Here is a 19,918-nt window from a genome sequence, read left to right as displayed (position 1 = left end):
ATCAACCACAGCCCCCGTTGAACCTTGCTCAAATCCCGCAACTGCCGTCCAGAATCCGCGCCGCCCCCACCGCCGCCTGCCCCAACGACAGCCCCCCGTCGTTGGCCGGCACCTGTCGCTGCAACAGCACCCGGAATCCGTCCGCCTCAAGCCTGCTCGTGACCGATTCGAGGAGCAGCCGATTCTGGAAGACGCCGCCTGAGAGTGCGACGGTCGACACCCCGTGACGGCTCGCCAGATCCAGGGCCAGCGTGCCGAGCGCCGTCGCGAGCCCGACATGGAAGGCGGCGGCGATCTCCTCGGGCGGACGCCCGCGGGAGAGATCCGCGAGCAAGGCCTCCCAAAGCGGTGCCGGATCCAAGACCTCAGCGGTCGGCATGGTCGATCGGGCGAACGGATAGCCGTCGCCGACCCGATCCATGGCGCCCGCGGCCAGCGACTCCAGCGCGATGGCGGCCTGCCCTTCGTAGGTCAGCACCTCGCCGCCGACACCCAGTGCCGCGGCGATCGCATCGAAGAGACGCCCGGTCGAACTCGCGAGGGGTGCGTTGAGGCCGCGTGCGATCAGCGTGTGCAGGATCCCGAGCGGCTTGGCGTCGAGCCGCTCGATCGGCGCGAGCCCGGCGAAGCGCTCACGCCACGCCGCCCAACCGCCCGCGCTCTCCAGGTGCGCGTAGAGGTTGCGCCAAGGCTCCAGGATCGCCCGTGTCCCGCCGGGCATGGCCACCGGCTTGAGATGGGCGATCCGCTCGAAGTCCAGATAGTCGCCGAGCAGAAACTCGCCACCCCAGAGTGTGCCGTCGCTGCCATAGCCGAGTCCGTCGAGCAGGATGCCGAGCACGGGTGCGGCGTCCAAGGGCCAGCCGTTGTCCGCCAGCGTGGAGGCCAGGTGGGCGTGATGATGCTGCACCCCGATCAGCGGGGAGCCGTCGCGCGCCGCCCGGTCGCGCCCGATCAGGCTTGATCGGTAGTCCGGATGCAAATCGACGGCGAGCGCCGCGGGGACGACCTGGAAGAGGTCGAGATAGAGTGCGAGGGTCCGCTCGTACTCGCGTGCGGTCTTGGCGTCCTCCAGATCGCCGAGATGTTGGGAGAGGATCGCCTGACCGTCGCGGACCAGGCAGAAGGTCGTCTTGAGCTCGCCGCCCAGCGCCAACAGAGGCGGCGCGTCCTCGAAGCCGGGCGGCAAAGGCAAGGGTGTGGGTGCATAGCCGCGTGCACGCCGGAGCAGGCGCGCCTCCCCCGCCATCACGCGAACCACCGAATCGTCGACCCGGTTGAGGATCGCCCGGTCGTGCAGCAGCAGAACATCGGCCAGCTGCCCAAGCCGCCCGAGCGCATCGGCGTTGTCGATACACTGCGGCTCCTCGCTCAGATTGCCGCTCGTCATCACCAGTGGCCGATCCCAGTCCGCCAGGAGCAGATGGTGGATCGGACTGTAGGGCAACATGACCCCCAAGGTCGTCTGACCGGGGGCGACATCCGGCGCCAAGGGGCACAGCGGATCGCCGCCCTGCTCCGCCCCGTCCAAACCGCCCCGCTCCAACAGCAGAATCGGCGCAGCCGGACACGCAAGCAGCGCCGTATCCCGCCCAGTCACCCGACAATAGCCCCGGATCACATCCAGGTCGCGAGCCATGAGCGCCAGCGGCTTGGCATATCGCCGCTTGCGCCGACGCAGCTCGGCGACCGCGTCCGGGTTGGTCGCATCGCACGCGAGATGGAAGCCACCGATCCCCTTGATGGCCAGGATCCGCCCCTCGGCCAGTTGCCGGCTCGCTGCGGCGATGGCATCCTCGGCACCGAGCGCCATAGGATCCAGGAGGCGCCCCGCGGCATCCTGAAGCCATACCTTAGGGCCACAGGCAGGACAAGCGTTGGGCTGGGCATGAAAGCGTCGGTCCGCCGGATCCTTGTACTCCGCCGCACAGTCCGGGCACATGGGAAAGGCCGCCATGCTGGTCCGGTCACGGTCGTAGGGGATTCCGGCGACGATGCTCAGACGCGGCCCGCAGTGGGTGCAGTTGGTGAAGGGATAACGGTAGCGCCGATCGACGGGATCTCGGACCTCGGCGACACAGGCTGCGCAGGTCGCCGCATCGGCGACGATTCCGGTATGCACGGCGGTCGCCGCGCTCTCCAGGATGACGAAGTCCCGGCTCTGCGCGAGATCGCCCAGCTCCTGCGCATCCGCGATCTGACGGCGTTCGATCGCATCGATGCGCGCCAGCGGCGGGCATTCCTCGCGCAGCCGTTTCAGAAATCCGCTCACGCCGGGATCGTCCCCGTCGTCGCTCCCGCACACCCGAATCAGCACGCCCTCGCCGTCGTTGCGCACATCGCCGGACAGGCCGCACGCGCGGGCCAGACGCCAGACGGTGGGCCGAAATCCCACGCCTTGGACCAGGCCACGGACCCGAATCGACTCGGCGGTCACGCTATTTCAGTCCGATGCTTATCAAGGTGCCGCTCGCCTCGTGCCGATACGCCGAGCTCAAGGATCGCCCGGATAGAAGGTCCGCTCGAGGATCTCGTCGCGCGAAGAGGAACAGTCCTGCGCAAACAGGTGCTCGGGAAGTCCTGTTTCGAAGACCGCACGCTCGACCACATCCGGATCCTCATCGACCAAGCCTTGGTGTAAGAACGGCTTCAGACTCGGGCCGAGCTTGATCGCACGCGCGATGTGGCGGCGCTGCTCCCGGACCGCACTGTCCGGACCACTTCAGTCGCCCGAGCGCGCCCTCGCGGCGGACTGAAGTCCGCTTTTCCGGGGGGCGACTGAAGTCGGCGTACCCGGGGGAGCAGCCGGGATAACGATCAAGGCCTGTGCCGGCTCGCAAGGATCCTCATGACGGTCCGCTTGCGACCTCGCAGTTGATGCAGGTTGCTCGTCTCTTTTTCGGGCATCACTCCGATTGCCGAGGGGGACTGGGACTCACCCGTCAGGAGATGCTCTGATAGTAGAGATTCTGCGGATGCTTGGCCTCGGCGAAGAAGTACCAGCGTTCGGCGATGAGCCCGAGGTACTGGATCAAGAAGGCAAGGATCGGCAAGGTCGTCGATTCGATCAGGTAGGCGCCGGAGATCAAGAGGATCGGAATCGGGAAGACCAGGACCAGGAAGCTGTTGCGCACGAGCCGAACGGTCTCGGGAGTGCGCCCGTGGAAAAACTCACGCGTGTTGAAGCTGCCGCCCATCGCGCCTTGCGCCTTCTGGACGACGGCGGTGTGACGCACGCCGATGGCGGTCTGCACCGTGCTCTTGTGCTTGAGCCGGGCGTTGCGTCTGAGATGCGCAACACGCGAGAGGAGTGCACCCAAGGTCAGCACCACGGCCCAGGTTCCGAAGAAGGACACCAAGGGGTTGCCGATATAGGCCGAGTAGGCGGCGGCCAGCATGAACCCGGAGGCCAGCCCCAAGAGCGTGAAGTTGACGACGGTGAAGGTCGAATGCCATTCCTCGAGGAATTTGACGCTCGCGTAGATCATGGCCGTGGAGACGAAGAGCGCGAAGGAGGCAATCGTCCCGAGCAAGCCCAAGAGCAGTGTTGCATCGACGCCGAGCACCTCGCCGATGTGGAACCAAGGCTGCGTCCAATGCATCAAGTGCGCCACGCTGTAGGCAAACACCAGCGCCATCAGGATCGGCAGGATGATGACCTCGCGCGACAACCACGAGGTGCGCCACATGGCGGCGGAGCGCCAAGCCCGCTCGGGACGCCCGAGATGAAAGAAGGAGGCGCCGAGACCGATCACAAGCAACACGAGCGCGACCAGGCTACCGAGTGCATAAAACTGGTCCTCCTGCGCGGGAAGGAAGCGGGCGAGCGCATAGAGTTGACCGGTGAACATGGCCAGAAACAGGCCCTGACCGGCACCGAGCAGCGTGGTCAGAAAGATGACGGAGAATGCGGGGTGCATGGGTGGATCCCTTTATCCTGAAACGAATGTCGCGTCGGCGCGTCGGATTGATCCGGGTCGGCTCGGGCTGCGCAGACGGGTGTCGCCGTGATCGGCCCGTCCTGCGCGCTCCGACCCGCGGGCATCTCTACCAGGCCACGTCGTCCAAGGTCTCCTCACCCGTGTAGGTGGTGAGATCCTCTTTGCGCAACGGATTGTCGACGCGCGTCAACTCGTCCGGACTGATGTACATCCGGTTCTTCTGACGCGGCAGATAATGATTGGCCGGCTTGGTACCCCATTCGGGCATCAACTGATAGCCGCCGCGCTCGCGGATCGCCACCGAGACCTCCGAGTCCGGGTCGTGGACGTCGCCGTAGAGCCGCGCACTGGTCGGACAGGCGAGCACACAGGCCGGCTGACGGTCGCGATCCGAGAGCGTGGCATCGGTGATGCGGTCGATGCAGAGTGTGCATTTCTTCATCACCTTTTCTTGCTCGTCCAGCTCGCGCGCACCATAGGGGCAGGCCCAAGAGCAGTATTTGCAGCCGATACACTTGTCGTAATCGACCAGCACGATGCCGTTGTCGGCCCGTTTGTGCGAGGCGCCGGTCGGGCAAACCGGGACGCAGGGCGGCTCCTCGCAATGCAGACAGCTCTTCGGGAAATGGACCGTCTCGGTGTTCGGGAAGACACCGACCTCGAAGGTCTGCACCCGATTGAAGAAGGTCCCCGTCGGGCTGCCGTCGTAGGGGTTCTGGTCGACCATCGGACCTGCCCAGCCGGAGGTGTTCCACTCCTTGCAGGAGGTCACGCAGGCATGGCAACCGACGCACACGTTCAGGTCGATGACCAGGGCGAGTTGAGTCATGTGTAAATCTCTCCGTTGTCGGCCGTCAGCCGCGGGATCGGACGTCGGCTTGCGAGCCCGCGATGGCCTTCATCGCCGAGCCCGGAACCGACCGCTGAGGACCGAAGCTACTTCTTCCCGAACACGCCGGCCACATAGGCCTGCCACTTGCCGCGCTGCTTCTCCTGACCGGGTAGGCGCGGCATGGCGTCGAACTGCGGCGAGGTGACCCGCGGCTCGTCCGGACCGGCCTTATAGACGCGGACCCGAACATCGAACCAAGCGGCCTGCCCCGTGACCGGATCCGAGTTGGAGAGATGCTCGCCGGCCGCGCTGGGCGGAAGCTCCTCGGCGATCAGGTGGTTCAACAGGAATCCCTTGCGCGACTCGTCCGCGTTGCCGCCGAGCCCCCAAGCACCGCTGGCCTTGCCGATCGCGTTCCAGGTCCAGACCGNNCGTGCCGGGCTCGACCGCCTCGGAGAAGCGACACATGCAACGCACCTTGCTCAGCGTGGACTCCACCCAGATCCAGTCACCGTCGGCGAAGCCGTGCTTCTTGCCCACCAGCGGATTGACGAAGAGATAGTTGTGGCTGTGGANNGGATCTGACGCAGCCAGGCGTTCTGGCTATCCCAGCTGTGATACATGGCCATGGGACGCTGGGTCAGCGCGTTCAACGGATAGCGCACCGTGTCGACCAGTTGGTCTTCCAAAGGCCGATGGAAGAAGGGCAAGGGGTCGAAATAGGTCTCGACGCGCTCGCGCAACCGGTCCGGCGGCTGTCGCCCGGGCCACTTGCCCTGCGCGGCCAGGCGGAACTTCTGCAGGACCTCGGAGTAGAGATGGATCGTGATGGGCTCGGCATAGCGGATCATGCCGTGCGCACGCGCCCAGTGCAGATAGCCCTTGTTCCAGTTGCGCATGTACTGGTAGCTGGGCGGCAGCTCGTGATGGAAGACGCAGCCATTTTTGGCATACATCTCCCATTGCTTCGGGTTGGGCTCGCCCTTGAGCACCTGATCGCCATCCTTGCCGCGCCAGCCGGCGAGGAAGCCGATGCCCGAGCCGGGCGAGGTCTCGTAATTGACGATGAAATCGGGATAGTCACGGAACTTTCGCTCGCCCTCGGCGGTGACGAAGGCCGGCAGCTTCAGGCGCGATCCCAGCTCGATCAAGACATCCTGGAAGGGCTTGCACTCACCTTTCGGCGGCAGCACCGGGATGCGTACGGCATCGACCGGGCCGTCGAACTCCGAGATCGGCCGATCGAGCATCGAGAGCGCATCGTGACGCTCGAGATAGCTGGTATCGGGCAGCACCAGGTCGGCGAAGGCGACGGTCTCGGAGGAGAAGGTATCGCAGACGACGATGAAGGGGATCTTGTATTTCCCCTCGACATCCTTGTCGACCAGCATCTTGCGCGTTTCGCTGGTGTTCATGGAGGAGTTCCATGCCATGTTGGCCATGAAGAGGAACAGGGTGTCGATCGGATAGGGGTCGCCGCGCCAGGCGTTGGTGATGACGTTGTGCATCAGCCCGTGCACCGAGAGCGGATACTCCCAGGAGAAGGCCTTGTCGATGCGCACCGGTCCGCCGTCGGCGTCGATGAACAGATCCTCGGGCTTGGCGGGCCAACCGAGCGGCATGCCGTCGAGCGGCGTGTTCGGCTGCACGGCCTCGGGTCCGTGCGGCGGCTTGGCGCAGGGCGGGATCGGGCGCGGGAAGGGCGCCTTGTGGCGGAAACCGCCGGGCCGATCGATGGTGCCGAGCAGGGTCATGAGCACACCGAGCGCGCGGATGGTCTGGAAGCCGTTGGAATGGGCCGCCATGCCGCGCATCGCGTGGAAGGCGACCGGGTTGCCGGTGACGGACTGGTGTTCGTTGTCCCAACAGTCGGTCCAGGGGATCGGCAGCTCGATCTTTTGATCGCGCGCGGTGACGCCCATCTCGTACGCAAGGCGACGGATGGTATCGGCCGGAATGCCGGTGATCTCGGCGGCCCACTCGGGCGTGCAGGACTCGAGCCGCTCCTTGAGCAACTGGAACGCCGGTTTGACCGGAATCCCGTCGTCCATGTCGAGCTTGTAGCTGCCCATCAGGCGCGGATCCGCACCCGGGGTGTGGGTGCTGATGGGGCCGTCGATGTTGCGATCCCACCAGAGCTTGTTCTCCGGATCGAAACAGCCCTCCTCCACGTACATTTCTGCCCGATAGAAGAGACCGTGATCCTCGCGCGCCGGATCGTCGATGACCAGCTCGGCCGAGTTGGTATAGCGCACCAGGAAGTCGCGATCGAACAGACCCTGCTTGAGAATCTCGTGCGAGATGGCCATCAACAGCGCGCCGTCGGTCCCGGGCTTGATCGGCACCCACTCATCCGCAATGGCCGAATAGCCGGTACGGATCGGGTTGACCGAGATGAAGCGCCCGCCGCGTCGCTTGAACTCCGAGATGGCGATCTTCAGCGGGTTGGAATGATGGTCCTCGGCGGTGCCGATCATCACGAAGAGCTTGGCGCGATCCAGATCCGGTCCGCCGAACTCCCAGAAGGAGCCGCCGATGGTGTAGATCATGCCCGCGGCCATGTTGACCGAGCAGAAGCCGCCATGCGCGGCATAGTTCGGGGTGCCGAACTGTTTGGCGAAAAGACCCGTGAGGGCCTGCATTTGATCGCGACCGGTGAAGAGCGCAAACTTCTTCGGATCCTCAGCACGCAGGCGCCCGAGGCGCTCCTCGAGCATCTCGAAGGCCTCGTCCCAGGAGATCGACTCGAACTCGGAGGTACCCCGCTCCGCCCCCGCCTTACGGCGCAGCGGCTTGGTGATGCGCCCCGGCGAGTACTGCTTCATGATCCCGGAGCTACCCTTGGCGCAGATCACCCCCTTGTTCAGAGGGTGATTGGGATTGCCGTCGATGTAGCGGACCTCGCCATCACGCATGTGAACCCGGATGCCGCAGCGGCAGGCACACATGTAGCAGGTGGTTTCCTTAACCTCGACTCGCCCGACCGTGCTGTCGGAGTGAGCAATGGGATCCTGCATGTAAGCACCTTTTGGCGAGGAGTGGGCCGGACGATTACTGCATTCTAATATTGGGGCTGTCTATGTTTCAAACTTGATGCCGGCCCGGGAAATTGCAGGGCCGGCCGAGCAGGAGCCCGGCGATCGGGACGCCGGCAGGCGGGAACGGGGACGATCGAGTCGCTTACGTGACGAAGATGTGAGCCGAGGGAGAGGGAGAGGCGAGAAGCCGCTGTACTGCAAACGCGCGCTCGCTCCTCCGGGCGAACGCCCGGAGGTGCGGGTCTCGAGGAGCCTGACGAGAGCCGGAGCCGGCGCGCCCGACGTCGCGGACTAGGCCGCTTGCGCCAGGGTCACCGGGAGCCACGCGGCCAGACGCTCGCGCTCTTGGGCGACGTCGATCGCGAAGAAGTGATTCAGCACCTCCAGTGCCTCGTCGAGATCCTCGCATGGCCACTCGCCGGCGATACTGCGAAAGGTCCAGTCTTCGACGTGGAAGCAGCAATGCCCGCCCTTCGCTGCGCCCTCGGCGTCGTAACGCAGCTTGAACCCGGTGTAGGTTCTGGGATTCCATTTGTAGCGGATCGCGTTTTCGGTTTGCTCGAACATGTTTTTCTCAGTGGAATCTGTTGCTTGGATGCCGATCATCCCGCCCGGGAAAGTCGGTTGAGCTGCCCGCTCGGCAACGAGAGAAACATACCGGCAACAGGCTGTTTCCTTTTCGTCACACACGGCATCTCATGCGTCAAGTTTAGTATCAAAACGCAACAAACAACAACCAGACAACAGCCTTTTTTTCGCTAAATCGATCACATGGGGTGAAAAAAGTCATCGAGCCGATCAGCGGTATCTTTCGAGACAGGAGGACGCACCTGTTGTCGAGATACAACGCGGCGACAATTAAAGATCCCGCGATCGACTTCCGTTCGCGCGTCGGTGGCGAAAAACCACTGAAAAGGACGGTCGCGACAAGGCCCGCTCGGCCTTGCTCATGGACCCGGAGAGGCCGCTCATTCGGATCGGCAAGGTAGACAAACGCGATCTCGAGGATTCCGAGCCGAACGAACCGGGCGCAATCTTAGGTTGAAGCGCGGGGTCGACGCCAACTGAGCGCAAGCGGATCGTCGGGATCCACATCCGCCATGAACGGAAGCCTACGGTCGTTGTTGGTGACCTGATAGATCAACCCCATCCAGTTGCCAAGCACACCTTCGCCGCTGTCGTGCCAGGTGTTGTCGAGCCTGCCGACGATGTGATGCTCGGGGAAGGCGGGCAGCTCGCGACCCTGATCGAGTGCATCGAGTATCCGCTCGCGGTGCTCGTCCAAGATGGCACGCGACTGGACGCCGAAATAGTTCTCGGGGACAGGCGGATACCGGTCGCGCTCTCCAGAGGCGAAACGGTTGACCTCGCGCTTGTACTCCTTGAGCAGCGAGATGATGTCGTACTCGGGGTGGCCCTGAAAGAACACCTGGCGGAAGCCGTCCGGGCTGACCGCGAGATGAACTCCGGCCTCCTCGCTCTCGGCCAGGATGTGCAGGCCGGCCGCCTCGAACTGGTCCCGGCCGATCTCGTTGAAGCGCGAATGCGGCACGTCGAAGCGCGTATTCACACTGCTCACCAAGGGATGGCTGCGGTCGATGACGCGATGCACGTAGACACCCCAGCGCTTCTCGCCGAGCGGACGGCGCCTCTGACCGTAGCGAAACTGCAACACCGCATGCGTCGCCAAGCACGAGCAGAGTGTCGAACTGACGTTGTGATAAGCCCAGTCGACCACCTCGATCAGCGGCTCCCAGAAGGTCTGACTCGCAAGGTCCGGACCCATGACATTGGCCCCGGTGATCACCAATGCATCCAGGCCCTCCGCCCGGATCTTCTCGAATGGCTCGTAGTAGCGCTCGACATACTCGCGGGTGATGGGGCCGCGCTCGAGCGCGTCGAGCGTGAAGGGGTGGACATAGAACTGCGCGATCTGATTGCTCTGACCGATCAGCCGGAAGAACTGTCGCTCGGTCGCCGCAAGCGCGGCATCCGGCATCATGTTCAGCAAGCCGATATGAAGCTCGCGGATGTCCTGCTGAAGCGCGTGATCGGGCGCGAGGATCTTGTGGCCCTCTTCGCGCAGACGCTCGAAGGTAGGCAGGTCGTTGTGGGCGACGATCGGCATGGGTTCGGTCCTGTCGTTCGGGTTACCGCATCTCGGGATCGAAGGCCGGCGTCTCGGCCTGTCCGATCGCCGATTCGATCAACCGCATGAAATCCTGCTCGTCGCGCACCTGCGCGACATCCTCGGACGAGACCGTATAGCCATAAGGACGCGCGATCGCCTCGTAACGCGGCACCCGCGAATGGAACAGGCGCGGGAAGACCCAGCGCGTGAAGTCATCCGGATCCACTTGCGCGACATAGTCGAGTCCATGGACCGACAAATAGTCCTTGAGTGCGGCACGCAGGAAATCGGGGCGATAGTAGAGCGGCTTGGGATCGGCCTGAGCACGTTGAATCAACTTGATCTCGTCCGCCTCCGGGACCCGGATGTAGAGGATCAGGCTGTGCTTGGCGAGTAGATCGATGACCCGCGGCTCATCGAGCTCGCAGAGACTCCCGCCGACGTCGTTGATCAGATGCGGATAGCTGTAGATCTCCTGCGCCTTTCGCACGAAATCGGGCACATCCATCATGGCCGCGATCTCCGCCTCGCGATACAGCGCCTGGCGACGGTTGAACTCGCCCAGCGGCAGCCCGCCGCGCTCGGGGTTACCGAGCTTGCCGACGAAGCTCAGAACAGGCCCCAAATCCTTGATCTTGATATTGTTGTGGATGGCGACCCAATCGTGGCGCAGGAGATCGCGCAGGAAGGGATCGCGCATCGCGTGCGCCTTGATGAGGTCGAGGATGTGCTCGTTGAGATACCGCGTCCCGATCCGGTAGTCGCCGGAGTAGTGAAACCAGTCGTTGCGACGCAACATCTCGGAGAGATGGGTCTTGCCGACCCCCGACATCCCGAGCAACGTGATGCACTTGTGCTTCCAGCTGCGAAATTCATCGACCTTGAACTTCATGGATTGAACCGCGTCCTGAGTGACAACCGATGTTTGGCGGGAAACAGCCGCGTGAGCACCTGGAGAGACTCATGCCCGACGCGGTTCAAATTGGTACAAATTTCACGCGTTGAACAGCGCATTCCGCGACCACAGTGGATTTGTGCGGAGCCGGGCCGACCGTGAAGCACCCGTGTGATGCGGAACACGCCATCGAGCAAACCCGGACCGATCGATGATGGTAGTTCAGGACGCGGACGGCGACAAACGCGCCGTTCGGCGTTCGTCCGTCGGTCGGGCCGAGCGGGAGCGAGGCCCGACACCCGCCGGTCGGTCCGGCTGCGCATGCACGGCCTCGCTCCCGCTGGATCAGCGCCGCGCCTCAAGGGTTTCCCAGCGCGCGTAGGCGGTTTCGAGCTCGGACTCCAACGCCGCCAGACGCGCCTTGACCGCAGCGACCTCCTCGCGAGCGGCCTGATAGAAGGCCGGATCGGCCAGGCGTGCATGCAGCTCGGTTTGTGCGCTCTCCAGCGCCTCGATTCGGGCCGGCAGCTCTGCAAGCTCGCGTGTCTCCTTGAAGCTTAGCTTCTCGCCCTTGGGCGCGGCCTTGGGTTGAGTCGACCCGCCCGCGGGGGCCGACACCGGCGTCCCGGAGTCCGCCGGTTTGGTCTTGAACTCGCCCGAGCGCCGCGGATCGCGTTGACGCACCCAGTCCTCGTATCCGCCGACATACTCGCGGACCCGGCCCTCGCCCTCGAAGACCAGGGTGCTGGTGGCGACATTGTCGAGCAGAACCCGGTCGTGAGAGACCAGCAAGAGGGTGCCCTGGAACTCGACCAGGAGGTCTTCGAGCAGCTCGAGTGTTTCGGTATCCAGATCGTTGGTCGGCTCGTCGAGCACCAGCAGATTGGCCGGGCGGGTAAAGAGCTTGGCCAGCAGCAAGCGATTGCGCTCGCCGCCCGAGAGCGCCCTGACCGGCTGGCGTGCGCGCTCGGGTGTGAAGAGAAAGTCCTTCAGATAGGAGAGGACGTGTCGGCTCTGGCCGTCGACCTCGACCTTGTCGCTGCCGCCCGCGACGTTGTCCTGGACGCTCTTGTCGAGGTCCAACTGGGCGCGCAGTTGATCGAAATAGGCCACCTGCAGGTTGGTTCCGCGTCGGATCTCGCCGACCTGCGGCTCCAAGCCACCGAGCAGCAGCTTCAGCAGCGTGCTCTTGCCCGCACCGTTCGGGCCGATGATGCCGATCTTGTCGCCGCGCAGGATCAGGGTACTGAAGTCGCGGATCACCGGGGTGCCGCCCCAGGCGAAGCTGATCTCGTCGGCCTCGACCACCAGCTTGCCGGAACGATCCGCCTCGCTCAGACGCAGACGCGCCGTGCCCTGCAGCTCGCGCCGCTCGAGACGTTCGCGGCGCATGGATTCGAGCGCGCGCACGCGGCCTTCGTTGCGGGTACGCCGCGCCTTGATGCCTTGGCGGATCCAGACCTCCTCCTCGGCGAGCTTGCGGTCGAACTGCGCCGCGGCCTGTGCCTCGGCATGCAGACGCTCCTCGCGACGACGCAGATAGTTGGCGTAGTCGCCGGGCCAGTCGGTGATCCGCCCGCGATCGAGCTCCAGGATCCGGGTCGCGACCCGTTGCAGGAAGCGCCGATCATGGGTGACGAAGAGCAAGGAGCCTGGAAAGTCGATCAGAAAGTCTTCGAGCCAATCGATCGCATCGATGTCCAGATGGTTGGTCGGCTCGTCGAGCAGCAGCAGATCCGGCTCGGTCACCAGCGCACGAGCGAGCAGGACGCGACGTTGCAGACCGCCCGAAAGCGCGCTGAACCTGGCCTCGGCGTCGAGCCCGAGGCGTGAGATGACACGCTCCGTGCGTTGCTCGATGGCCCAGCCGCCGCCGTCCTCCAATTGCTGCTGGACCCGTGCCAGACGGGTCAGGTCCTCCTCGCTCGGATCACTCCCCAAGCCGTGTGAGAGCCTGAAGTAATCGCTCAGAAGAACGCCCAGATCGCCCAAGCCGGCGGAGACGACCTCGAAGACGCTCCCCTCCTCTCCGCGCGGGATCTCCTGCCTCAGGCGCGCTACCTTGAGCCCGGCAGCCGCGCGGATCTGACCCGAATCGGCCTGGATCTCGCCGTCGATGATCCGCAGCAAGGTCGACTTGCCCGCGCCGTTACGACCGATCAGACAGAGCCGCTCCCCTCGCTCGATGCTGAATGAGATATCCTCCAAGAGCGGCGGCAGGCCATAGGAGAGGGCAACGGAGTCGAGGCTGAGCAAGGTCATCGGTCGTACCGTGTGGAATGAGAGGGGCCAATCCCGCGCGTGAACATGCGATGGGGCGTTCGTCGGGTGGCGGATCCGACAAGGTAGAGAGGGCGACGACGCGACGCAACCCCGCCTGCGCAATGATCTCCCCGAACCGATCGGCTACACTGGGCCATCAGGCACGGCCGTGCCGAGAACGACTGGAGTCCGACGACCCACATGGTAAAAAGTGTCACGCTGCGAGATGCCTGGTCGGGCGAGGCCGATTGTCTCAACTGCTCGCTCCGTACCACCGTTCTGTTCGCCGGTTTGGCCGAGGCCGATTTCGAGCGGATCCACGACCCGATCGACCAATTCACCCTGAAGCCCGGCACCAGTCTTTACCGTACGGGTGATCCGGCCGATCACATGTTTACCGTACGGACCGGTGTCCTGAAACTGGTGCAGTATCTTCCGGACGGGAGTCAGCGGATCGTGCGGATCGCACGGACCACCGATGTCCTGGGCCTGGAGGCCATGCTCGAGGGCGGGACCTATCAGCACGAGGCCGTCGCCCTTCAGCCAACCGAGGTCTGCCGCTTTCCCGCCCGATTGGTCCGCGATCTGGGGGGCAACAACCCGGATCTGCACCGCGAGCTGATTTCGCGCTGGCAACGCGCCTTGAACGAGGCCGACGCCTGGCTGACCGAGCTCTCCACCGGTTCCGCCCGCCAGCGCATCGCCCGGCTCTTGTTGCGCCTGGTGCGCGATCGCGAGAGCAGTGCCTGCCAATTGTTCAGCCGCGAGGACATGGGCGCCATGCTCGGCATCACCACCGAGACCGCAAGCCGCACCATCGCCGAGTTCAAGCGCCAGAGCCTTCTCGTCGAGACCAGCCCCAACCGCTTCCTGCTCGACATCCCCAACCTCAAGCGCATCGCGGAGGGTTGAAACGCGTCCGGTGCGATATGCCCTGTTCGCTGTGATGATCGGCATCGCGCACACCCATGAACCTCGCGAGAGACGCGTTTCAAGAGATTGATTGATTTTTTATCCTGAACCGCGTCTCCGCCGACCCTCTCGGCATGATCCGGCGGCATTTCCAGTGGATCGCCTCGAGGCATACCCCGGACGCAGTTCAGCAGGGTTGACCGATTTCAATGCCTCGAACACCTCCCACCCCCAATGATGGCGCATTCCGCGGTGCCGCACCGCCGCTTGACCGAGGCCGGGAGGGCAGATCATGAAACAGACCCTGCTGCAGGAGACCTTTCCGGTCTATGTGCTCGAGATCGATCGCGAGGAGACCCCGTTCGACTCGGTCGATGCGGTCTGCGGTTATTTCAGGGCCTGCATCGAGGCACATCCTTCGGCCATCTTCATTGCCGAGTTCGATCACCTCCGACACACCCGATCGCTCCCGGATGGACGCATCGGCGAAGGCATCCGCGCTGCTAAGAATCTGGTCTTCTGTTTCGGCATCACTCTGCAGAATCCGCAGGCACTCGCGATGCGCCCACGTTCGATCGGTATCGCCGAGACCGACGACGGCTTCGTGATCACCTTCATTGAATCACCCATGCCGGTGGCGAACGCAGCGATCGAGGACTGGGCGATGCGCCTGCGCCAAGCAGAGGCGGCACCGGCCTGAATCCCGCGGCAGGACAGTCCGACTATCCCACGAGATCCCAAATCCATGACCAAACGAAGCGTCCTCGCCATTCTGAACACGGGGAAATCCATGCGTATCGCCGTCACCAGCCAGAACTTTCGAACCATCACCGGACATGCCGGCAAGAGCCGTCGCTTCCTCGTCTACGAGGCGGACGCCGACGGCAATCCGACCGAGGTCGATCGGCTCGATCTGCCGATGGAGTTGTCCCTGCACGAGTACCACGGCGAGGATCATCCGCTGTTCGAGCTCGAGCTGAACGGGATTGTCACGCAGGGTGCCGGAAATGGTTTTCTCCAGCGGATGGCCCGCCACGGAATCCAGGTCTACACCACCAGTGCGACGGATCCGGTGCAGGCGGTATCGGCCATCTTTGCCGGACAACCCCTGCCCGCGGCGGCTCCGCACACCCATGACCATGACCATGGGGCCGGCGAAGGCGCACACCGTCAGGATTGACATGAGCCGCCAGCCCCGCTCGCTTCGGCGTCATAGCCGCCGAACCGGCCACGAAGCACGTCATCGGCTTTCCTGAAAAGCCTGTTGCGTTTCGTCATTTCAGCCATCTGATGACCGGCCTAGCCTAAGCACCTCCGACCGGCGGGCCAGCCTGATCCGGACCGTCGGCGATCTCCCCGATCGCCGACACCCTGCCCGGCACCCGACAGCCCTCCTCGCGTTCCTGATCTCCAACCTCGGGAATATCGCCATGCTTGACAGCACCATGATCGAGCTCTCGCGGTGGCAGTTTGCCATGACCGCGATGTACCACTTCCTCTTCGTGCCACTCACACTCGGCCTCGCCTGGATCCTGGTGATCATGGAGAGCGTCTATGTCATGACCGGACGCGAGATCTACCGGGACATGACCAAGTTCTGGGGCAAGCTCTTCGGCATCAACTTCGCGTTGGGCGTGACGACCGGGCTGACCATGGAGTTCCAGTTCGGGACCAACTGGGCCTATTACAGTCACTATGTCGGCGACGTCTTCGGCGCTCCGCTCGCCATCGAGGGCCTGATGGCCTTCTTCCTGGAGTCGACCTTCATCGGTCTGTTCTTCCTGGGCTGGGAGCGACTCTCCAAACGCCAGCATCTGACCGTCACCTTCCTGATGGCCCTGGCGTCCAACCTCTCGGCGCTCTGGATCCTGGTCGCCAACGGCTGGATGCAGAACCCGGTCGGCGCCGAGTTCAGCTACGAGACCATGCGCATGGAGATGACCAACTTCATGGAGGTCGTGGTCAACCCGGTCGCGCAGGTCAAGTTCGTGCATACGGTGGCCGCCGGCTATGTGACCGCGTCCATGTTCGTGCTCGGCATCAGCTCCTGGTACATGCTCAAGGGGCGGGATCTGGCCTTCGCCAAGCGCTCCTTCTCGGTCGCGATCGGCTTCGGTTTGGCCGGCATCCTCTCGGTCATCCTGCTCGGCGACGAGTCCGGCTACGAGGTCGGCGACGTGCAGAAGGTGAAGCTCGCGGCGATCGAGGCCGAGTGGCACTCGGAGCCCGCGCCGGCCGGCTTTACGATCATCGGCTTCCCGAGCAACGAGGACGAGGAGACCCACGGCGCGATCAAGATTCCCTGGCTCCTGGGGCTGATCGCCACGCGCTCGCTCGACACCGAGGTGAAGGGACTCAAGGACCTGATGGTGGACCACGAGATCCGCATCCGCAGCGGCATGATCGCCTACGAGTATCTGCAGCGTCTGCGCGGTGATGAGGACACGCCGGAGAACCGCGCGGTCTTCGAGGACCACAAGGCCGATCTCGGCTACGCGCTCCTGCTCAAGCGCTACACGGACGACCCGAGCCAGGCCACCGAGGAACAGATCCGCATGGCGGTCAAGGACTCGATCCCCGAGGTCGCGCCGCTCTTCTGGAGCTTCCGTGTGATGGTCGCGGCCGGATTCTGGATGCTGGCCCTGATGATCCTGGGATTCTATTTCAACGCCAAACGCGTCATTCAGGAGAAACGCTGGCTTCTGCGCCTCTTCCTCTGGAGCATCCCGGTACCCTGGATCGCGGCGGAGACGGGCTGGTTCGTGGCCGAGTTCGGCCGCCAGCCTTGGGCGATCGGCGAGGTCCTGCCCACCAGCATTGCCGCCTCGAGCCTGGCACCGAGCGACCTCATCATCAGCCTCTCGGCCTTCATCCTCTTCTACACGGTGCTCTTGATCATCGAGATGTATCTGATGTTCAAGTTCGGGCGGCAGGGACCCAGCTCGCTGCATACGGGCCGCTACCACCACGAAGAGGCGGCCAAGGCGTCCCGTTCGACCACCGCAGGCGGCCCGTCACCCGCGCTCGCACCGCAGAAACGGCAAGACTAGGGGACCGATCATGATCATCGACTACGAAGTCCTGAAGTTCATCTGGTGGGTGCTGGTCGGCGTGCTCTTGATCGGCTTCGCCGTGACCGACGGCATGGACATGGGCGTCGGCGCACTCCTGCCCTTCCTGGGCAAGACCGACGAGGAGCGGCGCGTCATCATCAACACCATCGGCCCGCACTGGGACGGCAACCAGGTCTGGCTGATCACGGCCGGCGGCGCCATCTTCGCCGCCTGGCCGCTGGTGTACGCGACCGCCTTCTCGGGGTTCTATTTCGCGATGCTGCTCGCGCTCTTCGCGCTCTTCTTCCGGCCGGTCGGTTTCGACTACCGCAGCAAGATCGCGGATCCACGCTGGCGCAACGCCTGGGATTGGGGGCTCTTCATCGGCGGCGTGGTGCCGGCGTTGGTGTTCGGGGTGGCCTTCGGCAACCTCTTGCTCGGCGTGCCCTTTCATCTCGATGACATGCTGAGATCCTTCTACACGGGCAGCTTCTTCGGTCTCTTCCATCCGTTTGCCCTGCTGGCGGGCATCCTGAGTGTGGCCATGCTGACCATGCACGGCGCGGTTTGGCTTCAAATCCGGGCGGCCGAGCCCATCGCTTCGCGCGCCAAGGCAGCGGCTCGGATCTTCGCACTCATCGGCATGGCGGTCTTCGCGCTCGCCGGGATCTGGCTGATCATCGGCATCGACGGCTTCAAGGTCGTCTCCATGCCCGCGCTCGATGCGACACCCAACCCGCTCACCAAGGAGGTCGTCGCGGATTCTTGGGCTTGGCTGGCCAACTACGGCGCCCATCCTTGGACGCTGCTCTTCCCGGCGCTCGGCTTCGCGGGTCTTTGGGCCACGATGAAGCTCGCCGCCGCTGATCGTCCGGGCTGGGGACTGGCGAGCGGCAGTCTGGCGATCACGGGCATCATCGTGACCGCCGGCGTGAGCCTCTTCCCCTTCATCCTGCCCTCGCGAACGGATCCCAACAGCAGTCTGATCGTTTGGGACGCGGTCTCCAGCCACCTGACCCTGACGGTCATGTTCTGGGCGGCGGTCATCTTCATCCCGTTGATCCTGGCCTACACCACTTGGACCTACACCAAGATGTGGCGGCGTGTGACGGTGGAGGAGATCCGGGAGCAGGAGCATTTGGCGTACTAAACCGCGTCCAGAGCGATTTGCGTCGTTTTCATTGTGCGTTTGGCTGCGCAGATATCCTCGATCCCAGTGAGACGCGGTTTAGAAGGGAAAATTTTCAATGCTTTAAACCGCGCCGGCTCCGATAGTCGTCGGAGCCGGCGCGGCCAAGCTATTCCGACAAATGACGCATACCGCACCGTGCGCGGTTTAAGGGGTTCATCGAGAAACGTCGGGGTCCGAGGTCGTCGCGGGCGACCCCGGACAATGAGCATCGATCACCGAGAGGACGATCCCATGTGGTATTTCGCTTGGCTCCTGGGTGTGCTGCTGGCCCTCGCCTTCGGCATCATCAACGTCATGTGGTACGAATCCGAGGAGTGTTACAGACACACCGGGGATGCGCGGCCCGATAATTAAGGGCATGTCCGAGAAAAGAACGACCGGCGTGTAGGTGCGAATTTATTCGCACAGCCTAGGTGGTGGCGTCTCCGAGCGCCTCGCGGGGAAACCGGCGTGTGTGCGAATAAATTCGCACCTACAACCCTTTCGGTTCCTCCGCGCATGCGCAGTCGAGATGAACGTGGCCCGTGCCTTATCGGCTGTTCGAACCCCGGCTGAGCCGCCCCGGCGCCGTTTGACTGCGCCGCGCCCGGTCCATCTGCATCTGCAGGCGCTGGCTCTGTTGTTGCGCCTCCAACTCCATCAACTGACCCTGCATCCGCGCCCGGCCGGCCCGACCGTCCGGCATGACACCCGCACCGGTTCGGGGCACCAGACGATCTTGCCGACGGGCCGAGTCGATGGCGCGATTCTGCTGCTGAAGAAGCTCGCGGTAGCGGATCGCCTCGCTCCACTCGAGCGACTGCCGCCGAGCCGCGTCGGGAGCCGACAGCAGGCCGGCCTGCTGTCTCGCCGCGCGTTGATCCTGCTGCAATCTCAACCAACCGGCCGCAGCCCGCTGTGATTGAATCCCCTGCGCCCGCATCACGTCCGTCTCGGCAGCGACCGGCATCGCCAGCCAGAGTGTTGCGATGACGACAAAGAGACAGGCCGTTTGTCGCGAATATCGCACCGTTGCGGTGCGGAAGGAACCTGCGCGCGTCTTCAACCTGTGCATGGCTCGGCTCCCATCGTCGACTCAAGCGACTTGCGCCTCCGCAACCTATTGTTTCGATGAGATCACGGCACGAAACAGAAAATTGGCATCCGTTCTGCATTGTTAGAACCAAGACAGACGCTTCCGTTCTCCGGTTTCATTCTCTGACCTCCTCAGTGGTGATTCGCCCCGCATCAGCGGGGTTTTTTTATCGATGAAAAATCGCTTTCGGCTGCCATCTTAGTCGTTTAGGGTGTAGCGGATTCGCCCCTTGGCCAGCCCAACAGCCGGAGCCGAAATGACACAGACCCATGCGATCGATCCCGCGCTGATTCAGCGGCTCAGGATGTTGATCGGCCATCGCTGCGAACATGACGGGCAGGTCTGGCGCCTGATCGACATCCTGCCCGGCGAGGGGCTGGCGGTGCTGGAATCGGATCTCGCCCGACCTCCGATTCAGATGGACCAATACGGCCGCGCCAGCCATCGCGCCAACGCGATCATACAGGTCCGAATCCTAGACCCGGTCGAGAGCGAGCTCACGCTCGAGATGCAAGATCTCCTGGACTGCCTGCAATCGACGCCACGGGCCTGAGTCACGGCGAAGAAGCCTCGTCGCGCCACACAGA

At 63.9% G+C, this 19,918-nt stretch carries 15 protein-coding genes and 2 pseudogenes; 7 read left to right on the top strand and 10 right to left on the bottom strand.

Annotation, left to right across the window (positions count from 1 at the left end):
* Positions 1 to 28 precede the first annotated feature (28 nt).
* The 9 genes and pseudogenes from hypF to B4N44_RS14375 form a co-directional block, all read right to left on the bottom strand.
* Positions 29 to 2,437: a carbamoyltransferase HypF gene (gene hypF, locus B4N44_RS14415; protein WP_296702118.1), complete on the bottom strand. Its 2,409-nt coding sequence runs from the start codon at positions 2,435 to 2,437 to the stop codon at positions 29 to 31.
* Positions 2,438 to 2,494: 57 nt separating this feature from the next.
* Positions 2,495 to 2,698, bottom strand: a pseudogene (locus tag B4N44_RS14410) (DUF29 family protein); the annotation flags it as partial.
* A gap of 244 nt (positions 2,699 to 2,942) precedes the next feature.
* Positions 2,943 to 3,920: a sulfite dehydrogenase subunit SoeC gene (gene soeC, locus B4N44_RS14405; protein WP_296702116.1), complete on the bottom strand. Its 978-nt coding sequence runs from the start codon at positions 3,918 to 3,920 to the stop codon at positions 2,943 to 2,945.
* 127 nt (positions 3,921 to 4,047) lie between these two features.
* A complete protein-coding gene (soeB, locus tag B4N44_RS14400; protein WP_296702114.1) occupies positions 4,048 to 4,770 on the bottom strand; it encodes a sulfite dehydrogenase subunit SoeB in 723 nt (240 codons plus the stop codon).
* A 107-nt stretch (positions 4,771 to 4,877) separates the two neighbouring features.
* A pseudogene (gene soeA / locus B4N44_RS14395) lies at positions 4,878 to 7,790 on the bottom strand (sulfite dehydrogenase subunit SoeA).
* Positions 7,791 to 8,102: 312 nt separating this feature from the next.
* The gene (locus B4N44_RS14390; RefSeq protein ID WP_296702111.1) at positions 8,103 to 8,378 is read right to left on the bottom strand and encodes a hypothetical protein; all 276 of its coding nucleotides are present in this window, start codon (positions 8,376 to 8,378) and stop codon (positions 8,103 to 8,105) included.
* A 469-nt stretch (positions 8,379 to 8,847) separates the two neighbouring features.
* The gene (gene metA, locus B4N44_RS14385) at positions 8,848 to 9,939 is read right to left on the bottom strand and encodes a homoserine O-succinyltransferase MetA (protein WP_296702109.1); all 1,092 of its coding nucleotides are present in this window, start codon (positions 9,937 to 9,939) and stop codon (positions 8,848 to 8,850) included.
* 22 nt (positions 9,940 to 9,961) lie between these two features.
* Entirely contained in the window at positions 9,962 to 10,834 is an 873-nt protein-coding gene (locus B4N44_RS14380) for an ATPase (RefSeq protein WP_296702107.1), read from the bottom strand.
* Positions 10,835 to 11,182: 348 nt separating this feature from the next.
* A complete protein-coding gene (locus B4N44_RS14375; RefSeq protein ID WP_296702105.1) occupies positions 11,183 to 13,099 on the bottom strand; it encodes an ATP-binding cassette domain-containing protein in 1,917 nt (638 codons plus the stop codon).
* Positions 13,100 to 13,300: 201 nt separating this feature from the next.
* Between B4N44_RS14375 and B4N44_RS14370 the strand changes: the two genes are divergently transcribed.
* The 6 genes from B4N44_RS14370 (at position 13,301) to cydX (ending at position 18,610) form a co-directional block, all read left to right on the top strand.
* A complete protein-coding gene (locus tag B4N44_RS14370; RefSeq protein ID WP_296702103.1) occupies positions 13,301 to 14,011 on the top strand; it encodes a Crp/Fnr family transcriptional regulator in 711 nt (236 codons plus the stop codon).
* Between the two features lie 292 nt (positions 14,012 to 14,303).
* The gene (locus B4N44_RS14365; RefSeq protein WP_296702101.1) at positions 14,304 to 14,711 is read left to right on the top strand and encodes a DUF6858 family protein; all 408 of its coding nucleotides are present in this window, start codon (positions 14,304 to 14,306) and stop codon (positions 14,709 to 14,711) included.
* Between the two features lie 45 nt (positions 14,712 to 14,756).
* Positions 14,757 to 15,191 (top strand): NifB/NifX family molybdenum-iron cluster-binding protein, encoded by a 435-nt coding sequence (locus B4N44_RS14360; protein WP_296702099.1) that lies wholly within the window; start codon positions 14,757 to 14,759, stop codon positions 15,189 to 15,191.
* Positions 15,192 to 15,441: 250 nt separating this feature from the next.
* On the top strand, positions 15,442 to 17,061 hold the full coding sequence (locus tag B4N44_RS14355) for a cytochrome ubiquinol oxidase subunit I (protein ID WP_296702097.1): 1,620 nt from the start codon (positions 15,442 to 15,444) through the stop codon (positions 17,059 to 17,061).
* Positions 17,062 to 17,071: 10 nt separating this feature from the next.
* Entirely contained in the window at positions 17,072 to 18,214 is a 1,143-nt protein-coding gene (cydB, locus tag B4N44_RS14350) for a cytochrome d ubiquinol oxidase subunit II (protein ID WP_296702095.1), read from the top strand.
* 273 nt (positions 18,215 to 18,487) lie between these two features.
* Positions 18,488 to 18,610 (top strand): cytochrome bd-I oxidase subunit CydX, encoded by a 123-nt coding sequence (gene cydX, locus B4N44_RS14345; RefSeq protein WP_093028459.1) that lies wholly within the window; start codon positions 18,488 to 18,490, stop codon positions 18,608 to 18,610.
* Positions 18,611 to 18,785: 175 nt separating this feature from the next.
* Here cydX and B4N44_RS14340 read toward each other — a convergent pair whose 3' ends face one another.
* Positions 18,786 to 19,310 (bottom strand): hypothetical protein, encoded by a 525-nt coding sequence (locus tag B4N44_RS14340; protein ID WP_296702092.1) that lies wholly within the window; start codon positions 19,308 to 19,310, stop codon positions 18,786 to 18,788.
* A 277-nt stretch (positions 19,311 to 19,587) separates the two neighbouring features.
* Between B4N44_RS14340 and B4N44_RS14335 the strand changes: the two genes are divergently transcribed.
* Positions 19,588 to 19,884, top strand: coding sequence for a hypothetical protein (locus B4N44_RS14335; RefSeq protein WP_296702089.1), 297 nt, complete (start codon positions 19,588 to 19,590; stop codon positions 19,882 to 19,884).
* Positions 19,885 to 19,918: the final 34 nt, after the last annotated feature.

The sequence above is a fragment of the Thiocapsa sp. UBA6158 genome (assembly GCF_002423035.1).
Taxonomy (GTDB): domain Bacteria; phylum Pseudomonadota; class Gammaproteobacteria; order Chromatiales; family Chromatiaceae; genus Thiocapsa.
The sequence above is the reverse complement of the archived record's forward strand: the minus strand, read 5'-3'. Positions and strand labels throughout refer to the sequence as shown.

Excerpts from the sequence above, each read along its gene's own strand:
- soeC (WP_296702116.1), bottom strand. The coding sequence starts at position 3,920 with ATGCACCCCGCATTCTCCGTCATCTTTCTGACCACGCTGCTCGGTGCC.
- soeB (WP_296702114.1), bottom strand. The coding sequence starts at position 4,770 with ATGACTCAACTCGCCCTGGTCATCGACCTGAACGTGTGCGTCGGTTGC.
- B4N44_RS14390 (WP_296702111.1), bottom strand. The coding sequence starts at position 8,378 with ATGTTCGAGCAAACCGAAAACGCGATCCGCTACAAATGGAATCCCAGA.
- metA (WP_296702109.1), bottom strand. The coding sequence starts at position 9,939 with ATGCCGATCGTCGCCCACAACGACCTGCCTACCTTCGAGCGTCTGCGC.
- B4N44_RS14380 (WP_296702107.1), bottom strand. The coding sequence starts at position 10,834 with ATGAAGTTCAAGGTCGATGAATTTCGCAGCTGGAAGCACAAGTGCATC.
- B4N44_RS14375 (WP_296702105.1), bottom strand. The coding sequence starts at position 13,099 with ATGACCTTGCTCAGCCTCGACTCCGTTGCCCTCTCCTATGGCCTGCCG.
- B4N44_RS14370 (WP_296702103.1), top strand. The coding sequence starts at position 13,301 with ATGGTAAAAAGTGTCACGCTGCGAGATGCCTGGTCGGGCGAGGCCGAT.
- B4N44_RS14365 (WP_296702101.1), top strand. The coding sequence starts at position 14,304 with ATGAAACAGACCCTGCTGCAGGAGACCTTTCCGGTCTATGTGCTCGAG.
- B4N44_RS14360 (WP_296702099.1), top strand. The coding sequence starts at position 14,757 with ATGACCAAACGAAGCGTCCTCGCCATTCTGAACACGGGGAAATCCATG.
- B4N44_RS14355 (WP_296702097.1), top strand. The coding sequence starts at position 15,442 with ATGCTTGACAGCACCATGATCGAGCTCTCGCGGTGGCAGTTTGCCATG.
- cydB (WP_296702095.1), top strand. The coding sequence starts at position 17,072 with ATGATCATCGACTACGAAGTCCTGAAGTTCATCTGGTGGGTGCTGGTC.
- cydX (WP_093028459.1), top strand. The coding sequence starts at position 18,488 with ATGTGGTATTTCGCTTGGCTCCTGGGTGTGCTGCTGGCCCTCGCCTTC.
- B4N44_RS14340 (WP_296702092.1), bottom strand. The coding sequence starts at position 19,310 with ATGCACAGGTTGAAGACGCGCGCAGGTTCCTTCCGCACCGCAACGGTG.
- B4N44_RS14335 (WP_296702089.1), top strand. The coding sequence starts at position 19,588 with ATGACACAGACCCATGCGATCGATCCCGCGCTGATTCAGCGGCTCAGG.